Source organism: Xanthobacter pseudotagetidis (genome assembly GCF_043194795.2).
Lineage (GTDB): Bacteria > Pseudomonadota > Alphaproteobacteria > Rhizobiales > Xanthobacteraceae > Xanthobacter > Xanthobacter tagetidis_A.
On record NZ_CM195534.1, the window covers coordinates 4,028,576 to 4,052,758 of the forward strand.

The 24,183-nt window shown below is 67.8% G+C and carries 29 protein-coding genes; 28 read left to right on the forward strand and 1 reads right to left on the reverse strand.

Translation table 11 applies throughout. The features are described 5' to 3' along the window. Positions 1–8 precede the first annotated feature (8 nt). The 12 genes from arsC (at position 9) to V5F67_RS18520 (ending at position 13,163) form a co-directional block, all read left to right on the forward strand. A complete protein-coding gene (gene arsC, locus V5F67_RS18465; RefSeq protein WP_394020826.1) occupies positions 9–443 on the forward strand; it encodes an arsenate reductase (glutaredoxin) in 435 nt (144 codons plus the stop codon). Positions 444–509: 66 nt separating this feature from the next. Continuing rightward, positions 510–971: a PadR family transcriptional regulator gene (locus tag V5F67_RS18470; RefSeq protein ID WP_394020825.1), complete on the forward strand. Its 462-nt coding sequence runs from the start codon at positions 510–512 to the stop codon at positions 969–971. Positions 972–1,032: 61 nt separating this feature from the next. Beyond that, on the forward strand, positions 1,033–2,463 hold the full coding sequence (locus tag V5F67_RS18475) for an NAD(P)-binding domain-containing protein (RefSeq protein WP_394020824.1): 1,431 nt from the start codon (positions 1,033–1,035) through the stop codon (positions 2,461–2,463). A gap of 8 nt (positions 2,464–2,471) precedes the next feature. After that, complete coding sequence (locus V5F67_RS18480) at positions 2,472–3,728, forward strand: MFS transporter (RefSeq protein WP_394020823.1); 1,257 nt, start codon at positions 2,472–2,474, stop codon at positions 3,726–3,728. Between the two features lie 12 nt (positions 3,729–3,740). Continuing rightward, the gene (gene arsH, locus V5F67_RS18485) at positions 3,741–4,502 is read left to right on the forward strand and encodes an arsenical resistance protein ArsH (RefSeq protein ID WP_394020822.1); all 762 of its coding nucleotides are present in this window, start codon (positions 3,741–3,743) and stop codon (positions 4,500–4,502) included. Positions 4,503–4,581: 79 nt separating this feature from the next. Beyond that, entirely contained in the window at positions 4,582–4,986 is a 405-nt protein-coding gene (locus V5F67_RS18490) for a DUF2703 domain-containing protein (protein ID WP_394020821.1), read from the forward strand. Between the two features lie 53 nt (positions 4,987–5,039). Continuing rightward, entirely contained in the window at positions 5,040–5,399 is a 360-nt protein-coding gene (arsD, locus tag V5F67_RS18495) for an arsenite efflux transporter metallochaperone ArsD (RefSeq protein WP_394020820.1), read from the forward strand. A gap of 16 nt (positions 5,400–5,415) precedes the next feature. Further along, the gene (arsA, locus tag V5F67_RS18500) at positions 5,416–7,185 is read left to right on the forward strand and encodes an arsenical pump-driving ATPase (protein WP_394020819.1); all 1,770 of its coding nucleotides are present in this window, start codon (positions 5,416–5,418) and stop codon (positions 7,183–7,185) included. 163 nt (positions 7,186–7,348) lie between these two features. Next, a complete protein-coding gene (locus V5F67_RS18505; protein ID WP_394020818.1) occupies positions 7,349–8,545 on the forward strand; it encodes a DUF932 domain-containing protein in 1,197 nt (398 codons plus the stop codon). Positions 8,546–8,727: 182 nt separating this feature from the next. Beyond that, positions 8,728–10,821 carry a ParB/RepB/Spo0J family partition protein gene (locus tag V5F67_RS18510; protein ID WP_394020817.1) on the forward strand — a complete coding sequence of 698 codons (2,094 nt, stop codon included), beginning with the start codon at positions 8,728–8,730 and terminating at the stop codon, positions 10,819–10,821. Positions 10,822–10,891: 70 nt separating this feature from the next. Continuing rightward, positions 10,892–11,944, forward strand: coding sequence for a DUF7146 domain-containing protein (locus tag V5F67_RS18515; protein WP_394020816.1), 1,053 nt, complete (start codon positions 10,892–10,894; stop codon positions 11,942–11,944). A 256-nt stretch (positions 11,945–12,200) separates the two neighbouring features. Continuing rightward, positions 12,201–13,163 carry an SLOG family protein gene (locus tag V5F67_RS18520; RefSeq protein WP_445328600.1) on the forward strand — a complete coding sequence of 321 codons (963 nt, stop codon included), beginning with the start codon at positions 12,201–12,203 and terminating at the stop codon, positions 13,161–13,163. 64 nt (positions 13,164–13,227) lie between these two features. Here V5F67_RS18520 and V5F67_RS18525 read toward each other — a convergent pair whose 3' ends face one another. Next, positions 13,228–13,590, reverse strand: a complete 363-nt coding sequence (locus V5F67_RS18525; RefSeq protein ID WP_394020814.1) for an MmcQ/YjbR family DNA-binding protein — start codon at positions 13,588–13,590, stop codon at positions 13,228–13,230. Between the two features lie 315 nt (positions 13,591–13,905). On the opposite strand from V5F67_RS18525, the gene V5F67_RS18530 reads away from it, so the two are divergent. The 16 genes from V5F67_RS18530 (at position 13,906) to V5F67_RS18605 (ending at position 24,172) form a co-directional block, all read left to right on the forward strand. Further along, entirely contained in the window at positions 13,906–14,073 is a 168-nt protein-coding gene (locus V5F67_RS18530; RefSeq protein WP_394020813.1) for a hypothetical protein, read from the forward strand. 137 nt (positions 14,074–14,210) lie between these two features. Next, positions 14,211–14,651: a hypothetical protein gene (locus tag V5F67_RS18535; protein WP_394020812.1), complete on the forward strand. Its 441-nt coding sequence runs from the start codon at positions 14,211–14,213 to the stop codon at positions 14,649–14,651. Positions 14,652–15,309: 658 nt separating this feature from the next. Further along, on the forward strand, positions 15,310–15,639 hold the full coding sequence (locus V5F67_RS18540) for a DUF736 domain-containing protein (RefSeq protein ID WP_394009019.1): 330 nt from the start codon (positions 15,310–15,312) through the stop codon (positions 15,637–15,639). A 187-nt stretch (positions 15,640–15,826) separates the two neighbouring features. Next, the gene (locus V5F67_RS18545) at positions 15,827–16,066 is read left to right on the forward strand and encodes a helix-turn-helix domain-containing protein (protein ID WP_394020811.1); all 240 of its coding nucleotides are present in this window, start codon (positions 15,827–15,829) and stop codon (positions 16,064–16,066) included. Positions 16,067–16,180: 114 nt separating this feature from the next. Continuing rightward, entirely contained in the window at positions 16,181–16,456 is a 276-nt protein-coding gene (locus tag V5F67_RS18550) for a DNA -binding domain-containing protein (protein WP_394020810.1), read from the forward strand. A gap of 106 nt (positions 16,457–16,562) precedes the next feature. Next, complete coding sequence (locus V5F67_RS18555) at positions 16,563–16,778, forward strand: transcriptional regulator domain-containing protein (RefSeq protein ID WP_394020809.1); 216 nt, start codon at positions 16,563–16,565, stop codon at positions 16,776–16,778. Next, the gene (locus V5F67_RS18560; protein ID WP_394020808.1) at positions 16,702–17,337 is read left to right on the forward strand and encodes a DUF2285 domain-containing protein; all 636 of its coding nucleotides are present in this window, start codon (positions 16,702–16,704) and stop codon (positions 17,335–17,337) included. Before V5F67_RS18555 ends, V5F67_RS18560 begins: the two co-directional genes overlap by 77 nt. A 140-nt stretch (positions 17,338–17,477) precedes the next feature. Then, positions 17,478–17,759, forward strand: a complete 282-nt coding sequence (locus V5F67_RS18565) for a helix-turn-helix transcriptional regulator (RefSeq protein WP_394020807.1) — start codon at positions 17,478–17,480, stop codon at positions 17,757–17,759. Between the two features lie 18 nt (positions 17,760–17,777). Beyond that, entirely contained in the window at positions 17,778–18,929 is a 1,152-nt protein-coding gene (locus V5F67_RS18570; protein ID WP_394020806.1) for a replication initiator protein A, read from the forward strand. Beyond that, entirely contained in the window at positions 18,926–19,579 is a 654-nt protein-coding gene (parA, locus tag V5F67_RS18575; protein WP_394020805.1) for a ParA family partition ATPase, read from the forward strand. Before V5F67_RS18570 ends, parA begins: the two co-directional genes overlap by 4 nt. Continuing rightward, positions 19,576–19,821 carry a ribbon-helix-helix protein gene (locus tag V5F67_RS18580; RefSeq protein ID WP_394020804.1) on the forward strand — a complete coding sequence of 82 codons (246 nt, stop codon included), beginning with the start codon at positions 19,576–19,578 and terminating at the stop codon, positions 19,819–19,821. The genes parA and V5F67_RS18580 overlap by 4 nt, the downstream gene beginning before the upstream one ends. Next, the gene (locus tag V5F67_RS18585; RefSeq protein ID WP_394020803.1) at positions 19,818–20,336 is read left to right on the forward strand and encodes a DUF2840 domain-containing protein; all 519 of its coding nucleotides are present in this window, start codon (positions 19,818–19,820) and stop codon (positions 20,334–20,336) included. Before V5F67_RS18580 ends, V5F67_RS18585 begins: the two co-directional genes overlap by 4 nt. Next, the gene (locus V5F67_RS18590) at positions 20,333–20,878 is read left to right on the forward strand and encodes a S26 family signal peptidase (protein WP_394020802.1); all 546 of its coding nucleotides are present in this window, start codon (positions 20,333–20,335) and stop codon (positions 20,876–20,878) included. Before V5F67_RS18585 ends, V5F67_RS18590 begins: the two co-directional genes overlap by 4 nt. A gap of 44 nt (positions 20,879–20,922) precedes the next feature. Next, positions 20,923–21,258, forward strand: coding sequence for a DUF736 domain-containing protein (locus V5F67_RS18595; RefSeq protein WP_394020801.1), 336 nt, complete (start codon positions 20,923–20,925; stop codon positions 21,256–21,258). Positions 21,259–21,261: 3 nt separating this feature from the next. Next, complete coding sequence (locus V5F67_RS18600) at positions 21,262–22,026, forward strand: lytic transglycosylase domain-containing protein (protein ID WP_394020800.1); 765 nt, start codon at positions 21,262–21,264, stop codon at positions 22,024–22,026. A gap of 382 nt (positions 22,027–22,408) precedes the next feature. Further along, positions 22,409–24,172 carry a relaxase/mobilization nuclease domain-containing protein gene (locus tag V5F67_RS18605; protein ID WP_394020799.1) on the forward strand — a complete coding sequence of 588 codons (1,764 nt, stop codon included), beginning with the start codon at positions 22,409–22,411 and terminating at the stop codon, positions 24,170–24,172. The last annotated feature ends 11 nt before the right edge of the window (positions 24,173–24,183 follow it).

Here is a 24,183-nt window from a genome sequence, read left to right on the forward strand (position 1 = left end):
GGCGAACCATGACCGATCAGCCCGACGTCACCATCTGGCATAATCCGGCTTGCGGCACCTCACGCAACACGCTGGCCATGATCCGCAATGCCGGCATCGAGCCGAGGATCGTCGAGTATCTGAAGACCCCGCCCACCCGGGAGGAAGTTGCGCAGGCCATCGCGGCCGCCGGCCTCACCGTGCGCGAGGCGATCCGCCAGAAGGGCACGCCCTATACGGAGCTCGGCCTCGACGATCCTGCGCGCACCGACGATGATCTGCTCGACGCCATGATGGCCCACCCGATCCTCATCAACCGGCCGTTCGTGTTCACGCCCCTGGGCGTGCGGCTGTGCCGCCCCTCCGAGCTCGCGCTGGACATCCTGTCGGCGCCGCAGAAGGGCCCGTTCGTGAAGGAGGACGGCGAAGTGGTGATCGACGCCGAGGGCCGGCGCGTGCTGTGAGAGCTGGTCCTATCGCCCGCAGGGAGCGGCCTTGACGCATTGATGGTCGATGCATAGCTTCTCGATATGTCCCGTGCTGCTACCCCCCGCTCCAATGTCGAGGCTTCCTCCCGTCTCGCCCCGGCCGCCAAGGCCGGGCCGGACTTCCTGAGCCGCGCCTACTGGAACGGCACGATCAAGATGAGCCTGTCCAAGTTCTTCATCCTGTGCGTGCTGCATCAGAGGCCGATGCATGGCTACGACGTGGCGCGGGCGGTGGAGGCCACCACCAACGGCTGCTGCTCGCCCACCGAGGGCACCATCTATCCCGTGCTGCGGGAGTTCGAGGACGGCGGCTATGTGACCTCCGTGAGCGAGGTGGTCTCGGGCCGCGAGCGTCGCGTGTACACCCTCACGGACAAGGGCCGGGCCGCCTTCAAGGTGGCGGTTGAGGCCTGGATGGACGTGACCCGGTGCCTTCTCGATGCGGGGAAGATGGTCGGCGCCCCGGCCGACGAAGACAGGAGCTCTACGTCATGCTGCTCCTGAGCCCAATTCTTTTGCCTTCATACATCGATCATCAATGGATCGATCATTGGAGTCCCCTGTCATGACCGGAAGCCTTCCCATCGCCGTCATCGGAGCCGGCCCCGTGGGGCTTGCTGCAGCCGCCCATCTCCTGGCCCGGGATCTGGTGCCCCTCGTCCTCGAGCGTGGCGCCGGCGCCGGCACCTCGCTCAAGGCCTGGGGCCATGTGCGCATGTTCTCGCCCTGGCGCTACAACATCGACGAAGCGGCCCGCGCGCTGCTGGAAGAGACGGATTGGAGCGCGCCGAACCCCGAGGCCCTGCCGCTCGGCGGAGAGATCGTCCGACGCTATCTGGAACCCCTGGCAGGCCATCCGGCCCTTGCGCGCCACCTGAGGTTCGAGGCCGAGGTGACCGCGATCACCCGTCACGGCCTCGACAAGATGGCGTCTGAGGGGCGCGCCGACGCTCCGTTCGAGATCCGCTGGCGGGACACGGGCGGCGGGAAGCACCGCTCCCTTGCCCGGGCGGTCATCGACGCCTCGGGGACCTGGACGCAGCCCAATCCCATGGGCGTCGACGGGCTGCTGGTCACCGGCGAATTGGCCGCTGCGGCGCATGTCGAATATGGCATTCCCGACGTGCTGGGCGCCCGGCGCGACACCTATGCCGGCCGGCGCGTGCTGGTGGTGGGCTCCGGCCATTCCGCCATCAATGTGGTGCTGGATCTCCTGCGCCTCGAAGAGACGGCGCCCGGCACGCGGGTGACGTGGGCGCTGCGCCGCAATCGCCTCGACAAGCTGCTCGGCGGCGGTCTCAACGATGCCTTGCCGGCGCGCGGCGCCCTGGGCCTCGCTGCGACACGGGCCATCGCCGCGGGCCGGCTCGATGTCCTTGCGCCGTTCGCGGCCGAGCGCGTGGTCATCGGCGCGGACGGGCTCGAAGTGTCCGGGCGCCTTGACGCGATGTCCTGGGCGGGGCACTTCGACCGCATCGTGGTCGCCACAGGCTTGCGCCCCGACCTCAACCTGTTGCGCGAGGTGCGTGTTGCCCTCGATCCAGCCGTCGAGGCGCCGCCGGCCCTCGCGCCCCTGATCGATCCGAACCTGCATTCGTGCGGCACGGTTCCGCCCCATGGCGCGGCGGAGCTGGCTCACCCCGAGCCCGGCTTCTACATCGTCGGCTCCAAATCCTATGGCCGCGCGCCCACCTTCCTCATGGCCACGGGCTATGAGCAGGTCCGCTCCATCGCGGCGGAGATCGCCGGCGATCACGACGCAGCGAAGCGTGTCCATCTGGTGCTGCCGGAGACAGGCGTCTGCAGCGCCGCGCCGGTGGCCGCCGGCGCCTCCGGCTGCTGCGGCGGGCCCGCTCCTGAAAGTCCCACCGCACCGGACGCGGAAGTCTGCTGCGCCGACGATGCCCTGGCGAAGGCGGAAGGAAAGGACGGCTGCGGCTGCGGCACGCAGGATCCGCCAGCCTCCACGATCCCGTGCTGCGGCGCCGCGGCGTGACCAGCGGCGTGAGCAGCGAGCTCGCCCACCCGGGGCGCATGCGCCCGCTGTCGGGCCGCAGCCTGTTCATCACCTGCCTCGGCATCGGCCAGATCTGCTCCTGGGGCTCGCTCTATTACAGCTTTCCCATGATCGCCGAGGCCATGGGACACGATCTCGGCTGGTCGAAGCCGCAACTGTTCGGCGCCGCGACCCTCGGCCTCGCGCTCGGAGGCGTCGCGGCGTTTCCGGTGGGGGCGGCCATCGACAAGGGGCATGGCAGGCTGGTGATGACGGCGGGGTCCGTCCTTGCGGGCCTGTGCCTCGCCATCTGGTCGCAGGTGCAGCACTTGTGGATGTTCTACCTGCTGATGGCAGTTGTCGGAGTGCTCCAGGCGGCGACCCTCTATGAGCCTGCCTTCGCCGTGGTGGCCCGTCGGGCCGGCACGGCGGGCGCCCGGGCCGGCATCACCGCCCTCACCTTGTGGGGCGGCTTCGCCTCCACGGTGTTCATCCCCCTGATCCAGGCCTTGCTCGACAGCGTGGGCTGGCGCGGCGCGCTGATCGCCCTCGGCGCCGTGAACCTCGTTGTCTGCGCGCCGCTCTATGCCGCGGTGATCCGGGCGGAGGCCGATGCGCCCCAATTGGCCGTCGAAGGGCTGGCGCTGGCAGGAACGGCAACTCTGCGCGCGGTCATGGGCCGGGTGGCACGTCGACCCGCCTTCTGGGCGCTGGCGCTGGCCTTCACCGCCTATGCCGCCACCTTCTCGGCGTTCACCTTCCATCTCTATCCGCTACTGCTGGAGCGCGGCTTCACGCCGGCGAGCGTCGTCGCCGCCATGGCGATCATCGGTCCGACACAGGTGGCAGGGCGGATCGCCATCTCCGTCTTTGCACCGCGCGCTCCGGTGCGGCTCATCGGCAGCCTTGCCGTCATCGCCTTTCCGCTCGCCATCCTCGCCCTCGCCCTGCTGCCGCCGAGCTTCGCGCTGGTGGCCGGCATCACCGCGCTCTATGGCTGCGCCAACGGCATCATGACCATCGTGCGCGGGCTCGCCGTGCCGGAAATGCTGACCCGGCACGCTTACGGCGCGGTGAATGGCGCGCTCACCGCACCGGCCATGGTGGCCCGCGCAGTGGCGCCCGCCGGCGCGGCCCTCATCTGGGCGCAGTCCCACGCCTACGGCGCCGTGCTCTTCGCCATGGCCGCCGGAGGCGCCCTGCTGGTGGCAGCATTCTGGACCGCGGCGGCCCTGTCGCGGACCGGCCCCGACACAACATTCTGAGGCGTCCACCCCATGCCCGACGTGAACGAGTCGACCCTTCCCGCGCTCGATGAAGCCTATTTCGATAGTCCCAATATCGCGAAGCTTCGTCCGAGCACGGACCTCGCCCACCCGCCGCGGATCCTGCTGCTCTACGGGTCCCTGCGGGAACGCTCCTACAGCCGGCTTCTCGTGGAGGAAGCCGCGCGCCTCCTGACCCGCATGGGCGCCGACACCCGCATCTTCGATCCGGCCGGCCTGCCGCAGCCCGATGCCTGTCCGGCCGACCACCCCAAGGTGCAGGAATTGCGCGCGCTCTCGACCTGGTCGGAAGGCCAGGTGTGGTGCAGCCCGGAACGACACGGCACCATCACCTCCATCTTCAAGAGCCAGATCGACTGGATTCCCCTCGAGATCGGCTCGGTGCGCCCCACCCAGGGCAAAACGCTGGCGGTGATGCAGGTCTCCGGCGGGTCGCAGTCCTTCAACGCGGTGAACACCCTGCGGGTGCTTGGCCGGTGGATGCGCATGGTGACCATTCCCAACCAGTCGTCGGTGGCGAAGGCCTTCCAGGAGTTCGACGAGGCGGGACGCATGAAGCCGTCTTCCTATTACGACCGGGTGGTGGACGTCATGGAAGAGCTGATGAAGTTCACGCTGCTTCTGCGGGGGCGCACGGATTACTTCACCAGCCGATATAGCGAGCGCCGAGCCGCCGGGGAAAAGACCATCGACTCCTCGAAGGATCTCGCAGTGATCGCGACGAACGGAACCGCGGACGATGCGGATGACTGAGGCGGCTCCGATGAAATCCGCAGGTTGAACAAGAACGGACGGATTGGAAGGACACCTCATGCCAGGCCGTGAGACCTCAATGAAACGCCTCCCCATTTTCTGGCAACGCCTGGTCAGCGAGCAGGGAACGACCTGCCCGCGCTGCCATGGCACCGGCGAGGAAGTCCAGCGTGCGGTCCAGACGCTGCGACGGGCGCTGGAGCCGTTGGGCATCACGCCCGAGTTGCAGGTGAAGGAAATCGATGAAGCCACGTTCCTCCAGGACCCGCTGCAATCCAACCGGATTCTGGTTGCCGGCGAGCCCATGGAACACTGGCTCGACGGACAAGCCGGCAGCAGCCGCTGCTGCAACGAATGCGGCGACAACGATTGCCGCACGGTGGAGGTCGGCGGCCAGCGCTATGAGGTGATCCCCGAGGACTTGCTGGTGCGTGCCGGGATGATCGCCGCGACCCGCATGCTTGACCCCACCTTGTCCGCCTGAACCCTGCACCGTTGCCCCGCGCAGCCCAACCCCAATTTCAAGGAGTGCACCCCATGAAAACCATCCAGGTCTTCGATCCGGCCATGTGCTGCAGCACGGGTGTCTGCGGTACGGATGTGGACCAGAACCTCGTAACGTTTGCGGCCGACGTGGAGTGGGCCAGCCGCAACGGCGCGCGGATCGAACGCTTCAATCTGGCGCAACAGCCCACAGCTTTCGCCGATAACGCCATCGTCAAGGGCTTGCTGGAACGCACCGGCCAGGCCGCCCTGCCGGTGACGCTGGTGGATGGTCAGCTGGCTTTGGCAGGTCGCTATCCTGCGCGTGACGATCTGGCCCGCTGGGCGGGCATTGCCGTCTCCAGCGCATCGCCATCGCAAGAAGGTTGCTGCTCCGGCAACCGCTGCAGCTGAACTCAAGAAGACCGCCATGCAGTTTCTCGCCCAGCCGCCTCGCTTTCTTTTCTTCACCGGCAAGGGAGGTGTCGGCAAGACATCCATTGCCTGCGCGACCGCCGTTCAACTGGCGGCCGAAGGCAAGCGCGTCCTGCTTGTCAGCACCGACCCGGCCTCGAATGTCGGGCAGGTTTTCGGCGAGACCATTGGCAATCGCATCGTCGCGATTGCCGCCGTGCCGAACCTGTCGGCGCTGGAAATCGACCCGCAAGCGGCCGCCCAGGCCTATCGAGATCGCATTGTCGGTCCGGTGCGCGGCATCCTGCCGGAACCGGTCGTGCGCGGTATCGAGGAACAACTCTCCGGTGCCTGCACCACGGAAATCGCGGCCTTCGACGAGTTCACGGCGCTGCTGATCGACTCGGCGCTGACGACGGACTACGCACACATCATTTTTGATACCGCCCCCACCGGCCACACCATCCGCCTGCTGCAACTGCCGGGTGCATGGAGCGGCTTTTTGGAAACCGGCAAGGGCGATGCGTCCTGCCTCGGTCCGTTGGCGGGCCTGGAGAAGCAGCGCGTCCAATACAGGGAAGCCGTCGAAGCCTTGGCCGACCCGCAGCGCACCCGCCTGGTTCTGGTGGCCCGCGCGCAGCGCGCCACACTGAGAGAAGCTGCGCGCACCCACGAGGAGCTCGCCGGCATCGGGCTGTCGCAGCAATATCTCGTCATCAACGGCCTGTTCCCCGAGAGCGAGGCCGAGCAAGATCCCCTGGCCGCGGCGATCTATCGGCGCGAGCAAGCCGCGCTTGCCGCCATGCCGGATGCGCTCAAGACCCTGCCGCAGGATCAGATCGCTCTCAAACCCTTCAACGTCGTGGGCCTTGATGCCTTGCGTCACCTGCTGGTCAACGCCGCCGATCCGGGCGGCGGCGATGCCACCGAACTGCCTGCGAGGCTCGATGCACCGGACCTGTCCGCACTGGTCGATGACATCGCGGCCGATGGGCATGGATTGGTGATGGTGATGGGCAAGGGGGGCGTGGGCAAGACCACGCTGGCAGCAGCCCTCGCCGTTGAACTGGCTCACCGAGGGCTGCCCGTTCATCTCACCACCTCCGATCCGGCCGCACATCTTGCCGAGACGCTGGAGGGGTCGCTGCCCAACCTGACGATCAGCCGTATCGACCCGCGCGAGCAAACGGAGCGTTACCGCCAGCATGTGCTGGACACCAAGGGCGCAAATCTCGACGCCGAAGGCCGCGCCCTCCTGGAAGAAGACTTGCGCTCTCCCTGCACCGAGGAGATCGCAGTGTTCCAAGCCTTCTCCCGCATCATCCGCGAGGCGGGCAAGAAGTTCGTGGTGATGGACACCGCCCCCACCGGGCACACCTTGCTCCTGCTGGACGCCACCGGCGCCTACCACCGCGAATTGACCCGGCAGATGGGCGATACGGGCGTCCGTTTCACCACGCCGATGATGCAATTGCAGGACTCGAAGCAAACCAAGGTGCTCATCGCCACGCTGGCCGAAACCACGCCCGTTCTCGAAGCGGCCAATCTTCAATCCGACCTGCGCCGTGCTGGTATCGAGCCGTGGGCCTGGGTCGTGAACAACAGCGTCGCGGCCGCACACCCGCATTCCCCGCTGCTGCGCCGAAGGGCGCATAACGAACTGCGGGAAATCGATGCCGTGGCGACACAGCATGCCCGGCGCTATGCCGTCGTTCCCCTTCTGACGCAGGAGCCGGTCGGCGTGGCGCGTCTGCGGGATCTGGCAAACTGGAAGCATCAAAGTTGAAGGCCATACACGATCTTCCTCGGCGGCCGATCCCGCGGCGCTCGGTCCCCCCTTCTGCGGGGAAACCCGTTAGAATCCCTTAAGAGTGAGAGGTTGGGTCGGGTTTCCGTGACGGGTTGAGGGCCGGAGGAGAGGTCTCCGGCGCCCGTCATGGAGACGGCCCATGACCCAGGTAGTGACTCTTGACGTGGCACCCGTTGGTGCCGGCGGCTACAAGGTGGATGCGAGCCGCGGTGAGCGGATCGGCCGCGTGTCCTCGGAGTGGTTCTCCCGGCCCGACGATGAGCGATACCTGTCCCTGTCGGAGCTCCACGCCGCGGTGCTTGGCCGGGCCGAGCGCAGCCGGACCCGGACGGTGGAGAGCGCCTCGATCCGGGTGGAGGCGAGCCGTGACGATGCCGAGCGCCTGGCGCTGATGCTTCCGGGATCGGACATTCCAGTCGCGCCTACCCACTGGAGCTTCAGCCAGCTCGCGAGTCTCGTCGGGGCACCCGCGGCCTATCTGCGCCAGCTCCCCGCGCCGCTCGCCGGCATCAACCTGCAGTATGGACTGACCTCCCACCGCGCCGAGCAAGTGAAGACGCTGGAAGTGGAGGACGGCCGGGTCGAGCTGCGGGCGGTCACTGGTCCCGAATATGGCCGGATCTACGACCATGAGCTGGTCGCAGCCGTGCGGCGCATCGCCGGCAATGGCACCGGGGACACCCGCTGGAAGGTGCCGGGCGTCCTCGACTGGTCGACCGGCACCTATAATCCCCGCGTGGACATCGCCAAGGATACGACGACGCTCTATGCCTCGGACCGGGACGTCTTCCTGTTCCTGGTGGACGATCTCAACCCCATCGAGGCCGGTCGGCTGGCGGACGGCTCACCCGACCTCTTCTTCCGCGGCTTCTATTGCTGGAACTCGGAGGTCGGGGCGAAGACCCTCGGCATCGCCAGCTTCTATCTGCGCGCCGTGTGCCAGAACCGTAACCTCTGGGGCGTGGAGGATTTCGAGGAGATCACCATCCGCCACTCCAAATACGCCGCCTCCCGCTTCGCCCACGAAGCGGCGCCTGCGCTGACCCGCTTCGCCAACTCCTCTCCCCTCCCCTTCGTTAACGGCATCAAGGCGGCGCGGGAGAAGATCGTGGCCCGGACCGATGAGGACCGCAGCGACTTCCTGCGCAAGCGCGGCTTCTCCAAGGCGGAGACGGCGAGGATCATCGAGACGGTGCTCGCCGAAGAGGGGCGCAAGCCCGAGAGCGTCTTCGACTTCGTGCAGGGCATCACCGCAGTGGCGCGGGACAAGCCCCACCAGGACGCACGTCTCGATCTGGAGGCCCGGGCGAAGAAGCTCCTCGACCGTGCAGCCTGATGTCCGCAAAGCCGGAGACACGTAGAGCCGTGTCTCCGGCTTTGTGCCTTTCCGTTCTCCCGGGTTTCCGGATCGTCGGCTTTGCGGCGCCGCCCTCCAGAGTGAGAGGGCGGCGCTTCGCTTCGTGACGGGCCCAAGGCTGAGAGAGAGGCTCTCGGCCGCCCGTCGCGGAGATCATCCCGATGGCCATCGCGAAGAAGAAGATCACCCTGTCGCCCTCGCGCGACATTCCGTTCCATCAGCTCGTGCTCAGCCAGGCGAATGTCCGGCACGTGCGAGCCGGCGTCTCCATCGAGGAGCTGGCCGAGGACATCGCCCGGCGCGGCCTCCTCCAGGGCCTGAGCGTCCGGCCGGTGGTCGATGCCGACGGCGTCGAGACCGGCCTGTTCGAGATCCCGGCCGGCGGGCGGCGTTACCGGGCGCTGGAATTGCTGGTGAAGCAGAAGCGCCTCTTCAGGAGCGCGCCCGTGCCATGCGTGGTGCGCGAGGATGGCATCGCCGAGGAGGACTCCCTCGCCGAGAATGTCCAGCGCGCGCCGCTCCATCCCCTCGACCAGTTTCGGGCCTTCCTCGCCTTGCGCGAGAAGGGCCAGTCCGAGGAGGAGATCGCGGCGGCTTTCTTCGTCTCGGTGAACGTCGTGAAGCAACGCCTGAAGCTCGCCTCGGTCTCGCCCAGGCTGCTGGACGCCTATGCCAACGACGAAATGTCATTGGACCAGCTTATGGCCTTCACGGTGTCGGGCGACCATGCGCGGCAGGAGCAGGTGTTCGAGCGGCTGCAGCAGGCCTATGACAAGCAGCCCCATACGATCCGCCGTATGCTGACCGAAGGCGCCATACGGGCCTCCGACAAGCGGATCCGGTTCGTCGGCGTCGAAGCCTATGTGGAGGCTGGCGGCACGGTGCTGCGTGATCTCTTCCAGGGCGATGATGGCGGCTGGCTGCAGGATGTGGCCTTGGTGGACCGGATGGTCGCCGACAAGCTGAAGGCGGCCTCCGAGTCGATTGCCGCCGAGGGGTGGAAGTGGATCGAGGTCGCGCCCGACTTCGCCTATGGCCACACCTTCGGCCTGCGTCAGTTGCGCGGGGAGCCGATTCCCATGACCGCCGAGGAGCAGATGGAGCGGGATGCCGTGCAGGCGGAAGTCGACCGCCTGTCGAAGGAGTATCAGGACGACGACGAGCTACCGGACGACATCGACGCCCGCCTCGGCGAGCTGGAGGCCGAGCTCGAAGCCTGGGAGGATCGGCCGCTCGCCTTCGATCCGTCCGACATTGCCCGCGCCGGCGCCTTCGTCAGCATCACCCATGACGGCAGCCTGCGGGTCGAGCGCGGCTATGTCCGTTGCGAGGACGAGACGCCGGCCGAACCGGAGGCTGACCTGGGCGCGGGCGACGGCGGGCGTGTGGTCGCCGCGGACAGCCACGATGCGGATCCCGTCACCACGGACGCCGAAGCACCGGAGCCCGAGGAGGATGACGGCCTGTCGCCGCTTTCGGACCGGCTGATGACGGAGCTCACCGCCCACCGGACGCTCGGCCTGCGCCAGGCGCTCGGCGAGCAGCCGGACGTGGCCTTCCTCGCGGCACTCCATGCCTTGGTGCTGAAGGCCTTCTATCACTATGGCTCGGACAGCTGCCTCGAGCTCGACTTCAAGAGCGTCGGCTTCGGCACCCAGGCGCCGGGGCTGAATGACAGCTTCGCGGCCGAAGCGATCCGTGTCCGGCACGAGCGGTGGGCAAAGGCCTTGCCGAAGGAGTCCGCTGAATTGTGGGACGCCCTGGAAGGCTGGGATGCGGACAGCCGGTCCGCCCTCTTCGCCCATGTGGCCAGCCTCTCGGTGAATGCGGTGCACGAGGCCTGGAACCGGCGGCCGCGAGCGCTGGCCCATGCCGACAGCCTCGCCCAGGCGGTCGATCTCGACATGGCGGCCCTGGGCTGGCGGCCGACCGTGGACACGTTCCTTGGGCGGGTCACCAAAGCCCGCATCCTGCAGGCGGTCACGGAGGTGAAGGGCCAGCACGTCGCCGAGCGGATCGCCCACCTCAAGAAGGGCGACATGGCGACCGAGGCGGAGACGCTGCTCGCCGAAACCGGCTGGCTGCCCGAGCCGCTGCGCACGCCGGGGGACGCCGAGACCAATGGGACGCTCGCGTCGGAACCGACCGGTAAAGAGACGGTGGGAAAAGACGGCGAAACGGCCATGGGCCAAAGCGACGACCTCGCGGACACTGACGAAGCCGGAACCGCAGTCCACGTGGCCGCGGCCAGCTGAAACGTCCTCCCTCCTCTCCTTTGGCCCGCCGGGCTTCGCGCCCGGCGGGCTTTTCTTTTGGAGGCGCATCATGTCGGGATCACCACGTGATCTCGCGCGCCGTCTCGCCGACCGGGCAGAGGCGGTCTGCCGCCGCTATCTCTCCAATGGCCGGCGCGAGGGCCATTACTGGCTCGTGGGGGATGTCCGCAACACGCCGGGCCGCTCCATGTTCGTGCGGCTCAAAGACTTTCCGAAAGGCCCAGCCGGTAAGTGGACCGATGCCGCGACCTCAGAGCATGGTGATCTCCTCGACGTCATCCGGGAAGCTCTGGGCCTCGTCGACTTCCGGGACGTCTCCGAGGAGGCCCGCGCTTTCCTCGCTTTGCCACGGACCGAGCCCGAAACGATGCCCGCCAGGCAATCCGTCGCATCGGCACCCACCGGCTCGGCGGAAGCTGTACGCCGGCTCGTCGCCATGACGCAGTCCATTTCGGGCACTCTCGCAGAGACGTATCTGCGCAACCGCGGTATTACGGCTCTGCACGAAACCGGAAGCCTGCGTTTTCACCCGCACTGCTACTTCCGGCCCGGACTGCAAGCGCCTACCGAGGTCAGGCCGGCGATGATCGCCGCCGTCACTGATCTCGATGGCAAGCTCACCGGAGCACACCGCACTTGGCTCGACCCCGACGGCTTTGATCCCATCCGGCTCGGCAAGGCACCAATCGACACGCCGCGGCGGGCCATGGGCGATCTCCTCGGCAATGCGGTCCGGTTCGGTGTGTCGGGCGATGTCATGGCGGCCGGCGAGGGCATCGAGACCGTGCTCTCACTCCGCTGTGTCCTGCCTGGCATGGCGATGGCCGCGGCGCTCTCGGCGGCTCATCTTACAGCGCTCCTGTTCCCGGACACGCTCAGGCGCCTCTACATCGTGCGCGACAATGATCCGGCCGGCAACAGCGCGCGGAACCGCCTCATCGCGCGGGCGGACGCAGCCGGGATCGAGGCCCTCGTGCTGTCGCCGGCGCTCGGGGACTTCAACGAGGATCTGCGCGCACTCGGCATGGATGCGCTTCGGGCCGGAGCAAGGGTCCAGCTCGCCCCACAGGATGTCGAGCGCTTCATGGAACTAGTGGCATAGCCGGAAAAGGATCGAGGTGACGGCCCGCCGTCGCCGCCCAGATGCGTCCCACCGTCGGAGAGGACCGCGCCGTGGCCTTCCGAAAGGGCGATCGGGCCCACAACCGGGCCGGCCCGGCAATGGCGGCGGCCGACGATTTTCCGGCGCGCAGGCAAGCCCGCGCTTTCCATCGCGAAACAAAATCGCCGGCCTTGGCCATCAAGGCCCTCGCTTCGCTCGGACTGCCAGTCCGTCCCGCCCGCGGGCTTCCGGCGCCATGAAGGCCGCAACGGTCGCGGTCCAACCGACGGAGCCTCCCATGAGCGAGAACGACGACGAACCGCACCACGCCTCGTCTCCCACCGACCAGGTCCTGACCGAACTCCAGCTCCACGGCTACCGGCCCTTTCCTGACGAGCCCGACCCCCGGCCCCTGCCCGAAGACGACCATCTCGCCGGCGCCGTCGCCGACATCTTCGACGCCCTGATCGCCACGTTCAGTGACACCCGCCTCGAGCCCGACCTCGCCGATGTCCTCTGGTCGACGGTCAATCTCTTCCACCGCGCCATCGGCCGGATCGCACGCGAACTCGACGACAATGAGCAGGCGCAGCGCCGGTCCCAGCAGGAGCAGGATGGCAGCGAAGTCAGGTCCGTCGAACTGGAACGCCTCACCGCCGAAGGGCAGACTCTCATCAAGCGACGGGACGCATTCGAGCTGATGCGCGACGTGGCCGCCGAGCACTACGAGCAGCACAGTGGCGCACCGTGGCGTCCGCGCACCGGGTCGATGGTCAATCACAAGGCCATGACCTCGGCGATGATCGACAGCCGCGACTTCCTGATGGCGAGGAAGCACGCCGAACAGGAGGTCCTCCTGCCGCCGGGACCGAAGGTCGCCTTCACCGGCGGGCTCGACTTCAACGACCACCGGCTCATCTGGGACGCCCTCGACAGGGTCCACGCAAAGCACTCCGACATGGTGCTGATGCACGGCAAGTCGCCGAAAGGCGCCGAGAAGATCGCCGCTCGCTGGGCCGACCACCGCGATGTGCCGCAGATCGGCTTTGCGCCCGACTGGACCAGGCACGGCCGCGCCGCGCCCTTCAAGCGCAACGACCAGATGCTCGCGGTACTGCCGATCGGCGTCATGGTCTTCCCCGGCACCGGCATCCAGCAGAACCTCGCCGACAAGGCGAGGACCCTCGGTATCCCGGTCTGGCGGTTCGGTGGCGCATGAGCGTCACCGTTCTCCAACCTTCCGCCAATGTCTGCGCACGCCGCCGCGCGCCGCGACGTCGCCTCTATGCCAATGGAAGTCCCAGCTCGGCGCGCATCTTTTTCGAGAGGCCCAGTGAGACGATGGCGTGCGACTGCCGGATGTAGTCGCACAGCTCCGCGTCCGAGAGGCCTGGCTTCGCGTGGTGCTGGATCCACTTCAGGCCGCGTGAGGCAAGATAGGGGGCTGGGCGTAGGCCCGGCTGCGCCTGGAGCACCTCATAGGAGATGTCGCTGACCTTGAAGGTGAAGCTGGCCTCGTCGTCCTGCCATCCGCCGATAGCGAAAACCTTGCCGCCGACCTTCCAGACGTGTGATCCGCCCCACTGCACCACATGGGTCGCGGCCGGCAACCTCGCGCAGAAGGCGTTGAACTCCTCGTAGGTCATGCCTCTCGTCACCATGTGGTCGGCCAAGGGCCCCATCGCTGTGTCGGCCTCAAGCCCCCTCTTGTAGCGAGCAAAGCCCACGCTTTGAACCGCGTCGTCCGGATACGTCTCGCTGTCCGCGCAGGTCCACCCCCGCTTTTGTGCGCGTATCCTTGGTCGGACCGATCGCCTCGGGCCATCAACCCACAAGGGGTCGGCGACGCGGTGCGTGCCGCCGCATCGGCTGACGCCGTCGCGGTGACTGCGGCTCTTGGCCCGACACGTCGGGCGCCTGTCAGCGGGGGATGGCCCTCCGCTCGGAACAGGAGCCGGACCATGTCCCTCAACGATGCGCACGCCTTCGCCTTCAGCCTCGCCGCCACGCTGATGGTCGCCATCGTCATCTTCGAAGCCGGCGACGGCAGCCTCTCGGTCATGCCCGCCAACGAATTCGATGGCGATGCCACCGCGATCCTGTGCGAGATCGACCCCTTCACCCCCTGACCGGGCGAGCCACGGTGAGCGGGGATCGCGACGATCTCCGCTCCCGGAACGGTGCGATCTCGGCTATCATTCTGGCTGCGCCGCGGTGGTGGTGGAAGGCGCGACCGTCAGCTTTTTGTGCACGGGAGACCACCATCATGATCGTCCTGTCCATCCTCGGATCGCTCGCGGCCATCGGCGTTCTCTGCTGGCTGCTGTTCACGCTCGCCGTCTTTGCCCTGCCGTTCTTTTTGGGAGTTACCGCCGGCAGCTGGGCCCATGGCACCGGTGCGGGCTGGCTCGGCGCCATCATCGTCGGCCTGATCGTCGCCGGCGCGACATTCGCCATCGGTCAGCTCATGCTCGCCGTCGTACGGCCGCTCTGGCTGAAGCTCCTCGTCGTGCTCGCCTTCGTCGCTCCCGCTGTCGTCGCCGGCTACGCCGCCACCCATGGCATCGTCAAGCACACCATGCCGTCGGAGACCTGGCAGTTGGTCTTCTCAGGTCTCGGCGCAATTGCCGTGGGCATCGTGGCATTCGTGCGGTTGACCGCGCTGATCCCGCCCGAACCGCCCGGGCGGGGCATCACCAGGGCCTGACCCTCTTTCTCGGCTGGAGCGGCGGGCACAAGGCAGCTTCGGCTCTGCCGTTATCGCCACGACGTCGGACAACGACGAGGTGTTCAAGCTCAGCTCGAAGCCGGCTCCGCCCCGCAACCGGCCCGTCGATGCATTGCCCGGAAGCCGTCCCGTTCGATCGTCCGGGGACATCGGGAGGAGTCGAACCCCTGAGCGGCCGGGGACATCGAGGACGATGCAAGCCGTGCCCAGACCTGGGTGAGCAGCCGATGCCGTGAGCATCACGCCGATCTTGGGGCGGTACAGCGAGCCTCGCCACGTCTCCGTGATCGATCCCTGTCGGTCCGAGCGCACTGAAGCGGCCTCTGCGATGGGTGGATCTGGCCAGACGACGGCTGCGCCTCGATCGCCTGTGCCGCAATGGCGCCGATCGACTTTCTTCCCCTGGGCGACCACCCCACACGGCACGCCGCGCGGGGACCCCGGATCCCCCATTCCTCGCGCGAACCAAGAAAGTCGCCTGGCTGCCATCCTTCGCTGGCGCTGCGGCCCCCAAGCCACCCCGTTGCGCAAGCGCTGGCGGGGACCCCGGCGGGGTGCGGCGTCGATCGCCTCCGGCCCTTTGATCCCCATCGAGGCCGCATGGTGCGGGCTCGGGACAGAAATCAGGAGACGTAACATGGCGACCATCGGCACCTTCAAGAAGACCGGCGCGAACGAGTTCAGCGGCGAGATCGTCACCCTTTCGGTCCAGGCCCGGGGCGTGCGCATCGTCCCCGAGGTCCGGGGCACCGGCGAGAACGCTCCCAGCCACCGGGTCTTCGTCGGCCGCGCCGAGATCGGGGCGGCCTGGGCCAAGCGTTCCAACGAGGGCCGGGACTATCTGGGCCTCAAGCTCGACGACCCGAGCTTCAACGCCCCCATCTACGCCAACCTCTTCGAGGACGAGGATGCCGAGGGCTACAGCCTCATCTGGTCCCGCCCCAACGGCCGGCGCAGCGCGGACTGAGGCCCCGCGCAACCCCCGCCCGGACACCCCGGGCGGGGCCAGGCCCACCAAAGCCGACCGAAACGACCCATCAGTGCACGGGCCGATCCAAGTGCGTCGTGCCGATCCGAGTAGCCGGCCACACGGACTGCGACTAAAATAGCCGTAGTTCTGGCGTGCACTGCGGCCCGAATGGGAGGTGATCTTCATGATCACCGCCCGACAATCAAGGGCCGCGCGTGCGTTGCTGGGATGGACACAGGAAACGCTCGCCGAGAAGGCCCGGGTCTCGCTGACTGCGTTGAAGCGCCTCGAATCCGAGAGCGGACTCGACGTGTACGAGACGACGCGTGATCAGGTTCGGCGGGCGTTCGAGGGAGAAGGCGTCGTGTTCCTGAACTCCGGCCAGGGTGTAGGGGTGCTCCTGGTTCGTGACAGGACAGGGTGACTGCTGATCCGGAAGACGATTGGCGCGTATTGTATTTTCGAGTGCGTGAGAAAATTGGCGCGCCGCGGAACGACCCCCGAGCAACGCTGCGACCAAAAAAGACCAGGGGGCACAATGGAAGACGCGACCTTTCTCGACGAGCCACCGGAGAGTTCGACACTCACTGACTACGACCGCACGCACATGAAGCTCTATCTGCGCCTCATGGACGCCGCGACAGATAGTGCAGACTGGCGCGAGGTCGTCTCGGTTCTGTTCGGCCTCGATCCGGCCCAGGAGCCCGAACGGGCACGCCGGGTCCATGACAGCCATCTTGCGCGCGCCCGCTGGATGACGACGGACGGCTACCGCCTGCTCGTCCGCGAAGGCCATCGCGACCCGTCGCCGTGATGCGCTGACGGCAACAGCTGTTGCATAATTTGGGGCTTCCGCAGCGTTGTACACGCCGAAATTGTAGCCGACTGAGTCTGCCCCAGACTGACGGTCGGAGAATGCAATGTCCCTGGACACGTCCCGCTGGCGATCACAGTCCACCTACGACTATGTCGACACGCTGACCGCCCCCGACATCGGATGGGAATGGCTGAGGCGCAACGAGGACTATCAGCGCAGCTACGCTGATCTCAGCCCTGCCGATGCTCCTGCGACAGCGCTGGCGGAAGGTGCAGCGCGAAAGTGGGGACTGCGATTTCCCCGTCGATCCGGCGCATAGGGCGACCGACGCGGACATCTTCTGGCTGCCAGAGGACGATACCAGCAGCGTCATCCTCACCTTCGCGCCGCCGGCCTTTCGTTCTTCCAGCGACGTGCTCTCGCTGCTGAACGGCTCGGATCTCGTCCGTGCCGATGACGGGCTTCACCATCTGCGCGACCTGGCCAACGGCCAGCGCCTCCACCTCGTCCTTCCGCCCGACGCAGCGCCGGGTCGGCCGCTTGTGGCCATCGTGCCGCTCGGCCTTGAGGGCTTCGATCGCCTCGAAGCCGTCGCCCGGCTCCTCGCCTCGTTGCATGGCCGCAACGTGCCTCCTGACACCCGCCTGACACCGCAGCAATTGGCACGGGCTCGCCGCATGCTGCAGGCCGCCGATGGCCATCGCGAGGGAGCAACCCAAAAGGAGATCGCCGAAGTGATCTTCAACACCGGCCAGCTGTCCCGCGACGAATGGCAGGCCTCTTCGGCCCGCCACGCCGTCATGGGCCTGCTGCGCGGTGCGCGCGACATGATCGCCGGCGGCTATCGCAAGCTGCTTCGTCATCGTCGGCGATCCTAGCCCGATCGGAGGTCCCAGCCGGTGTGGGAATTTAGCTCCCCCAAAATCCCACTGCATCTCGCCAGCCGCGCTTCGCCATCGTGACCGTCACGGACCGCCCTCCCCCAGCGGTCTGAGCGACCCTCACGGAGGCCCGATCCATGCGACCCGATCTCGCCATTCTTCCTCCGCGCTACCTGCGCACCAAGGAAGCTGCGGAATTCCTCAGCCTCTCCGCCCGCACCCTGGAGAAGCACCGCACCTACGGAACCGGCCCCGCCTACCGCAAGCTGGGCGGCCGCGTCGTCTATGCCGTCGACGACCTCAGGGCCTGGGCCGAGCGCGGCGCCGTCACCTCCACCTCCGATCCGCGTGGCACCGTGCTGCCGGCCAAACGCCACGAGCCCACGCCACCGGCTTCTGCCGGCCGCTACGCGCGCTGATCCGCTGGCGACTTCCCAATGCCGGCGCACCACTGTCCTTCCCCGGAGCGTGGGCAGCTCGACCTGTTCCACGCGCGTCCCGGCGCATTCGCGCCCCGCGACGCGCAGGACCTCATGAGCTTCCCGTTCTTCTCGCTCTCCAAATCGCACCGCACGGTCCCCATCGACTTTTCCGCCGGCAATGTCTGGATCCGCGTGGAAGCCGTGCCGGACCACGGCATGGCGACCATCTGGGACGCCGACATCCTGATCTGGGCCGCGAGCCAGATCGTGGAGGCACGGGACGCGGGCCTCAAGACCTCACGCCTGATGGCGGCGACGCCCTACGAGATCCTCACCTTCATCCGGCGTGGCGTGTCTTTGCGCGACTACCAACGCCTCAAGGCGGCGCTCGACCGCCTCCAGTCCACGACGGTTGTCACGTCCATCCGCCAGCCGGCCGAGGGGCGGCGCCATCGCTTCTCCTGGATCAACGAGTGGAAGGAACGCATCGATGCCTCCGGCAAGCCGCTCGGCATCGAGCTGATCCTGCCGGATTGGTTCTACCGCGCGGTGCTGGACGATGCCCTGATCCTGACCATCGACCAGGCCTATTTCAGCCTGACCGGAGGCCTCGACCGCTGGCTCTACCGCGTGGTGCGCCGGCATGGCGGCAAGCAACGCGCCGGATGGCGCTTCGACTTTCGCCACCTCCACCAGAAGTCGGGCAGCCTCTCACCCTTCAAGCGTTTCGCCTTCGAACTGCGCGACGCGATCCGCCGTCAGCCGCTCCCCGGATACACGCTGTTCCTTGAGGCAGATGCCGGCGGCCACGCTCTGCTCGCGTTCGAGCCGGCGGTTCCCTGTGGACAAGCTGTGGAAAGCTTCGTGCCTTCGGGAACCTTGAGGCACGTGACATCGGGAACCGCCCCCACGTGCCATCAGGAACCAAAACAGGGGTCAAGCCGTAGAGGCCAAAAGCGAAATTGCCCCCTTAACTTAGAGTCTAACATAGAATCTAACTTTAAGACGCGCGTGCGTGATGTGGACAACGATCCTCAAGACACCTCTCTACCGCCTGTTTCAAAGGATAGTGCCGATACGTCTTTCCGTAAAGACGACTCTACGGCTCTCGATGCTTGCGCCCTTCGGACCTCTCCTTCCGGACCCAAGCCCGGAGGCCAGCGATGATCGTCATGCTTGCCAACCAAAAAGGCGGCGTCGGCAAGACGACGCTCGCCTTGCATCTCGCTGGGGCGTGGGCGCGCAATGGCCAGCGCGTCACGCTGATCGACGCCGACCCTCAAGGCTCTGCCCTCGACTGGTCGCAGCAGCGCGCCCGTGAAGGGCTGCCGCGCCTGTTCGGCGTGGTCGGGCTTGCACGTGACACGCTGCACCGCGAGGCGCCGGAGCTCGCCCGGGATGTCGACCACCTCATCATCGACGGGCCGCCCCGCATCGCCAGTCTCATGCGCTCGGGGCTGCTGGCGTCTGACCTAGTGCTGATCCCGGTCCAACCGTCCCCGCTCGACGGCTGGGCCTCGGCGGAGATGCTGACGCTGCTGCGGGAAGCGCGCATCTACCGGCCGCAGCTCGCCGCACGGTTCCTGTTGAACCGCTGCGGCGCCCGCACCGTCATCGCCCGTGAGACCGCCGAGACGCTGGCCGATCACGATCCGCCGGTGCTCGCCACCACCATCGGCCAACGCGTCGCCTTCGCCGACGCCCCACAGACCGGCCGGCTCGCCTTCGAAATCGATGCGGCGAGCCCAGCCGCGCGCGAGATCGCTGTCCTCGTCGATGAGATCGACCGGCTGCGCATCGGGAGGATCGTCGCATGAGCCGGCGCGGCTTCGCGGCACGCCCGGGTGATGCCGAAACCTGGATCAAGGCGCCCGAAGCGCGGCCTGGGCGCGAGGCGCCGGATGGTGCCTTCACGGCGCGGCTCACCATCGACGTCACCCCCGACCAGCGCGCCCGCATCAAGATCGCCGCCTTCCAGCGCGGCGTCACCGTCGCCGACATGCTGCGCGACCTCCTCGCGCGCGAGTTCCCGCCTGCTCCCGAAGGAGACACCCCATGACCGGCTCCGCGACGTCCCGCCGGTGCGAAGACCCTCGGCCGAGCGGTCCTCGCCCGCTGATCACCTTCGTCGAGCTGACCTGGGTCGAGAAGCGGGTCGAGACCTGGATCCGCTTCGGCCGCCACACCTGCGAGGAGATCATCAACCGCCACCGGCGTGTCCTCGGGTTTCCGGCGAACACGGTCTTCTGCTTCGTGCGCTGGGCCGCCAACGACTATGGCACCATCCTCTCGCGCCTCGATATCATCCGCGCGGTCGACGAAGGGACACCGTTCCAGACCCTGTCCTTCGTCCGCCCCGGTGGGGAGATCCTGCTGCGCGTCAGCGGCTGGCCAAAAGTCTGGAGCGCGCTGCAGGCGATCGACGCCATCCAGACGCGCGGCATCGATCCGGCCCACGTCTCGCCGGACTACTGGCGCCACGTCCACAATCGCCTGACCGCCGGCCAGGAGCCGCGCGCCTACACCGTCGAGCAGCACCGCGCCTTCCTGCTGCGCCGGAGGGCTGGACCATGACGCGCTTCGGCTACGTGATGGCGACCTACTTCGTGACCATGGGCGTCGCCGGCGCGGCGTTCGTCCCGACCTCGCTGAAGCTGGTCTGGAACGCCTCGCCGAGCGCGCCTCTGGGCCTCTACACCATCGGGCCCGCGGACGCCCTGGAGGTCACCGACCTCGTCGCCGTCGCGGCGCCGGATTGGCTCAGACGCTTCCTGGCGGCGCGTGGCTATCTGGCCGAGGGCGTGCCGCTGATGAAGCGGGTTGCCGCGCTACCGGGACAGCACGTCTGCCGGCTGCGCGGCGAGATCACCGTCGACGGCATCGCCATGGGACGGGCCCTGGATCGCGACCACCACGGCCGGGACCTGCCCAGCTGGAGCGGCTGCCACGTCGTCGCCGACGGCGAGCTCTTCCTCATGAACTGGCAGGCCGACGACAGCCTGGACGGCCGCTACTTCGGCCCGCTTCCGGCAAGCGCCGTCATCGGCAAGGCCATGCCGCTCTACACCGACGAAGACGGCGATGGCCGGTTCGTCTGGCGCGCGCCGACGCGGTGACGCCGCGTCCGATCTCTTCCCACCGCACCTCGAAGGAGCACCCCATGTCCCTCATCGGTCAGTTCAGTCGTACCCGGAACGGCTATGCCGGGCATATCCGCACCCTCTCCATCGACGCGGAGATCGTCCTCGTGCCGGCGGAGCAATCCGACGCCGAGCATGCGCCGGACTACCGCATTCATCTCCTGGACGACGATGGGCCGGAGATCGGCGCGGGCTGGAAGCGCATCGGGGAAAAGGCCGGGGACTACGTCTCCCTGGTGATCGACGATCCGGTCTTTCTCCAGCCCATTCGTGCCTTCCTGTTCCAGTCCGTCGTCGACCGAAGCACATGGGGCCTGCACTGGAGCCGCCCCTCGAAGCGCGGCGAGCGGGACTGAGCCATGTCCGTCACGCACCGACAGCCCTCCGCCGGCCGATCCTCGGCCGCCCCGCGACTGGGCCTCCTTCTCCTTTCCGGCTTGCTCGCCCTCGTGATCGCACCCCCCGGCGTGCACGCCCAGGAAGCTGCCGTCTCCCTGCCGGACGCGAGCGATCCTTTCGGCGCTCCCATTGCCGAGGCTGCACAGCGCTTCGGCATTCCGGCGGCCTGGATCCGGGCCGTCATGCGCGCCGAAAGCGCCGTGGACACCACCGCCGTCTCCCCGAAGGGGGCGATGGGCCTGATGCAGATCATGCCCGAGACCTGGGCGGAGCTGCGCCACCGCCACCGTCTCGGTGATGATCCCTTTGATCCGCGCGACAACATCCTCGCCGGCGCCGCCTATCTGCGCGAACTCAACGACCGCTACGGCGCTCCGGGCCTGCTCGCCGCCTACCATGCGGGGCCGGCGCGCTACAAGGCGTATCTCGCCGGCCGCCCGCTTCCGGCCGAGACCCGCGCCTATGTCGCCATGCTCGCGCCGGCCTTCGGCGGTGGTGAGCTGCTGGCCCCAACGGCCGCCGCACCTGGCTCCGACCCGCAATCCTGGCGTGGCGCACCACTGTTCGTCTCTCGACTGGAGCACACTCATTCGGCCGATGCGGCAGCGACTAACAGACCAATCGGCAGCGCGCCGAACGCTCCGGCACCGGCTGCGGCACCTGGGCTCGCACCGCAGCCCATGGATCTCTTTGTTGCGTTTCCGGGTGCGGGAGGACCGCCGTGATCGCGCACGCTCACGCCGTTGCCAACCGTCGCCCCCGCACACTCCTTCCTACAGAAGTTCCTCCTGCAGGAAGGCGCCACGGATGCTACCCGGCGCAATCCGATTCGCCGAACGGCGGCAGCGGAGCCTCGATGGCCGCGGTCGTACCCTCGGGGCCTGACGCGCGCTCCTGGATAGAAAGGGCGGGGTGGCAAGAACAGTGGAAACACGACCGATTAGGAGGGCGAGATAAAAGCCCATGCCCGGATCGCGCCAAGCCACTGACGTGGCTTGCATTCTTCCGTGCATGGCGGTTGGTCGCGGGCATGCTGCCCGGTTTTCATGAGGGATTACAAGCTTCCCGCATGCACGAGCCTTTCTTGGCGCCGCCGAGGGGCCTGCCATGAGCGAGGGTGACAGCGACATCCGCATCCGGCCCGGCCGCATCCGCTCGACCAGAGCCCCGCGTCCGAAGAGCTTCATCAACCAGGTGCTGCGGGCCGCCCAGAAGGCGGGCCACACATCGGGCGCCTCACCGGGCGGGGCGGGCCGTTCCGGCTACGGCCGCTCGACCTTCGGCCGGGGCCGCGGCAGCTTCGGCCGTTCGCGCCTATTCGGCCCGGCCCGCCGGGTCGTGGTCAAGGCCCGCGTCGTGCGCCACAAGGGACGGTCCTTCCGCTCGGCGCCGTTGTCGGCGCACCTCACCTATCTCAAGCGCGAGGGGGTGAGCCGTGACGGGGAGAAGGGCGTGATGTTCGACGCCGCCTCGGACCGGGCCGACGACCTCGCCTTCGCGGAGCGGTGCGAGGACGACCGGCACCATTTCCGCTTCATCGTCTCGCCGGAGGACGCCGGCGAGATGACCGACCTCAAGGCCTTCACCCGCGATCTCGTGCGGCAGATGGAGGCCGATCTCGGCAGCCGCCTCGACTGGGTCGCGGTGGACCATTGGAACACCGACAACCCCCATGTCCATCTGCTGCTGCGCGGGGTGGATGAGACCGGCGCCGACCTCATCATCTCCCGCGACTATATCAGCCGGGGCCTGCGCTCCCGGGCGGAGGACCTCGTCTCCCTGGAGCTCGGCCGCAAGCCCGAGCATGAGATCCGCAACGCCCTCGAGCAGGAGGTGACCGCGGAGCGCTGGACCCGGCTCGACCGAGAGATCCGGCTCGCGGCGGACGATCTGGGTTCTCTCGACCTCAGGCCGCAGACACCCAGCCCCGCCGATCCCGAGATCCGGCGCCTGATGATCGGCCGGCTCCAGCATCTGGAGAAGATGGGGCTCGCCGCTCCGGCAGGCCCCGGCGAGTGGATGGTGGGGCTCGAGGCCGAGCGGCACCTGCGCGACCTCGGCCTGCGCGGCGACATCATCAAGACCATGCACCGCGCCTTCACCGAGCGCGGCCGGGAGCGCGGTGTCGCCGACTATGTGATCGACGGCCCGGACACATCCTCCCCCATCATCGGCCGGCTGGTAGACAAGGGCCTCCACAACGAGCTGACCGGCGAGGCCTATGCCGTGATCGACGGTGTGGATGGCCGCGCCCACCATGTCCGCTTCCCCGGCGTCGAGGCCTTCGCGCATGCGCCACCTCTCGGCGGCATCGTTGAGGTCCGCCGCTTTGGCGGCGCCGACGATGCTCATCCGACCCTGGTGCTCGCCACCCGCTCCGACTTCGATCTCACCCGCCAGGTCACGGCGCGAGGGGCCACCTGGCTCGATCACCGCCTCGTCGAGCGCGAGCCCCTGGCGTTGGCCTTGGGTGGCTTCGGACGCGAGGCGCGAGCGGCGATGCAGGCCCGCGCCGAGCACCTCGTCGCGGAAGGGCTCGCCCGCCGGCAGGGCCAGCGCATCATCCTCCAGCGAGATCTCCTCGCCACCCTGCGCCGGCGCGAGCTCGACGCCGTGGGTGCGCAGCTCTCAGGCGAGACAGGGCTGCCGCTCCTCACGTCCGCAGCCGGCGAGCACGTCGCCGGCATCTACCGCCAGCGCCTGACCTTGGCCTCCGGCCGCTACGCCATGATCGATGATGGCCTCGGCTTCCAGCTCGTCCCCTGGTCGCGGGAGATCGAGAAGAAGCTCGGCCAGCATGTCACCGGCACCGCGAAGGATGGTGGCGGCATCGAGTGGAGCCTCGGCCGCAAGCGCGACCTCGGGCTCTAGCTACTACCCAT

What these genes read in the sequence shown, in the direction of transcription:
- arsC (WP_394020826.1), top strand. Translation starts at nt 9, where the DNA reads ATGACCGATCAGCCCGACGTCACCATCTGGCATAATCCGGCTTGCGGC.
- V5F67_RS18470 (WP_394020825.1), top strand. Translation starts at nt 510, where the DNA reads ATGTCCCGTGCTGCTACCCCCCGCTCCAATGTCGAGGCTTCCTCCCGT.
- V5F67_RS18475 (WP_394020824.1), top strand. Translation starts at nt 1,033, where the DNA reads ATGACCGGAAGCCTTCCCATCGCCGTCATCGGAGCCGGCCCCGTGGGG.
- arsH (WP_394020822.1), top strand. Translation starts at nt 3,741, where the DNA reads ATGCCCGACGTGAACGAGTCGACCCTTCCCGCGCTCGATGAAGCCTAT.
- V5F67_RS18490 (WP_394020821.1), top strand. Translation starts at nt 4,582, where the DNA reads ATGAAACGCCTCCCCATTTTCTGGCAACGCCTGGTCAGCGAGCAGGGA.
- arsD (WP_394020820.1), top strand. Translation starts at nt 5,040, where the DNA reads ATGAAAACCATCCAGGTCTTCGATCCGGCCATGTGCTGCAGCACGGGT.
- arsA (WP_394020819.1), top strand. Translation starts at nt 5,416, where the DNA reads ATGCAGTTTCTCGCCCAGCCGCCTCGCTTTCTTTTCTTCACCGGCAAG.
- V5F67_RS18505 (WP_394020818.1), top strand. Translation starts at nt 7,349, where the DNA reads ATGACCCAGGTAGTGACTCTTGACGTGGCACCCGTTGGTGCCGGCGGC.
- V5F67_RS18510 (WP_394020817.1), top strand. Translation starts at nt 8,728, where the DNA reads ATGGCCATCGCGAAGAAGAAGATCACCCTGTCGCCCTCGCGCGACATT.
- V5F67_RS18515 (WP_394020816.1), top strand. Translation starts at nt 10,892, where the DNA reads ATGTCGGGATCACCACGTGATCTCGCGCGCCGTCTCGCCGACCGGGCA.
- V5F67_RS18520 (WP_445328600.1), top strand. Translation starts at nt 12,201, where the DNA reads ATGAAGGCCGCAACGGTCGCGGTCCAACCGACGGAGCCTCCCATGAGC.
- V5F67_RS18525 (WP_394020814.1), bottom strand. Translation starts at nt 13,590, where the DNA reads ATGACCTACGAGGAGTTCAACGCCTTCTGCGCGAGGTTGCCGGCCGCG.
- V5F67_RS18530 (WP_394020813.1), top strand. Translation starts at nt 13,906, where the DNA reads ATGTCCCTCAACGATGCGCACGCCTTCGCCTTCAGCCTCGCCGCCACG.
- V5F67_RS18535 (WP_394020812.1), top strand. Translation starts at nt 14,211, where the DNA reads ATGATCGTCCTGTCCATCCTCGGATCGCTCGCGGCCATCGGCGTTCTC.
- V5F67_RS18540 (WP_394009019.1), top strand. Translation starts at nt 15,310, where the DNA reads ATGGCGACCATCGGCACCTTCAAGAAGACCGGCGCGAACGAGTTCAGC.
- V5F67_RS18545 (WP_394020811.1), top strand. Translation starts at nt 15,827, where the DNA reads ATGATCACCGCCCGACAATCAAGGGCCGCGCGTGCGTTGCTGGGATGG.
- V5F67_RS18550 (WP_394020810.1), top strand. Translation starts at nt 16,181, where the DNA reads ATGGAAGACGCGACCTTTCTCGACGAGCCACCGGAGAGTTCGACACTC.
- V5F67_RS18555 (WP_394020809.1), top strand. Translation starts at nt 16,563, where the DNA reads ATGTCCCTGGACACGTCCCGCTGGCGATCACAGTCCACCTACGACTAT.
- V5F67_RS18560 (WP_394020808.1), top strand. Translation starts at nt 16,702, where the DNA reads ATGCTCCTGCGACAGCGCTGGCGGAAGGTGCAGCGCGAAAGTGGGGAC.
- V5F67_RS18565 (WP_394020807.1), top strand. Translation starts at nt 17,478, where the DNA reads ATGCGACCCGATCTCGCCATTCTTCCTCCGCGCTACCTGCGCACCAAG.
- V5F67_RS18570 (WP_394020806.1), top strand. Translation starts at nt 17,778, where the DNA reads ATGCCGGCGCACCACTGTCCTTCCCCGGAGCGTGGGCAGCTCGACCTG.
- parA (WP_394020805.1), top strand. Translation starts at nt 18,926, where the DNA reads ATGATCGTCATGCTTGCCAACCAAAAAGGCGGCGTCGGCAAGACGACG.
- V5F67_RS18580 (WP_394020804.1), top strand. Translation starts at nt 19,576, where the DNA reads ATGAGCCGGCGCGGCTTCGCGGCACGCCCGGGTGATGCCGAAACCTGG.
- V5F67_RS18585 (WP_394020803.1), top strand. Translation starts at nt 19,818, where the DNA reads ATGACCGGCTCCGCGACGTCCCGCCGGTGCGAAGACCCTCGGCCGAGC.
- V5F67_RS18590 (WP_394020802.1), top strand. Translation starts at nt 20,333, where the DNA reads ATGACGCGCTTCGGCTACGTGATGGCGACCTACTTCGTGACCATGGGC.
- V5F67_RS18595 (WP_394020801.1), top strand. Translation starts at nt 20,923, where the DNA reads ATGTCCCTCATCGGTCAGTTCAGTCGTACCCGGAACGGCTATGCCGGG.
- V5F67_RS18600 (WP_394020800.1), top strand. Translation starts at nt 21,262, where the DNA reads ATGTCCGTCACGCACCGACAGCCCTCCGCCGGCCGATCCTCGGCCGCC.
- V5F67_RS18605 (WP_394020799.1), top strand. Translation starts at nt 22,409, where the DNA reads ATGAGCGAGGGTGACAGCGACATCCGCATCCGGCCCGGCCGCATCCGC.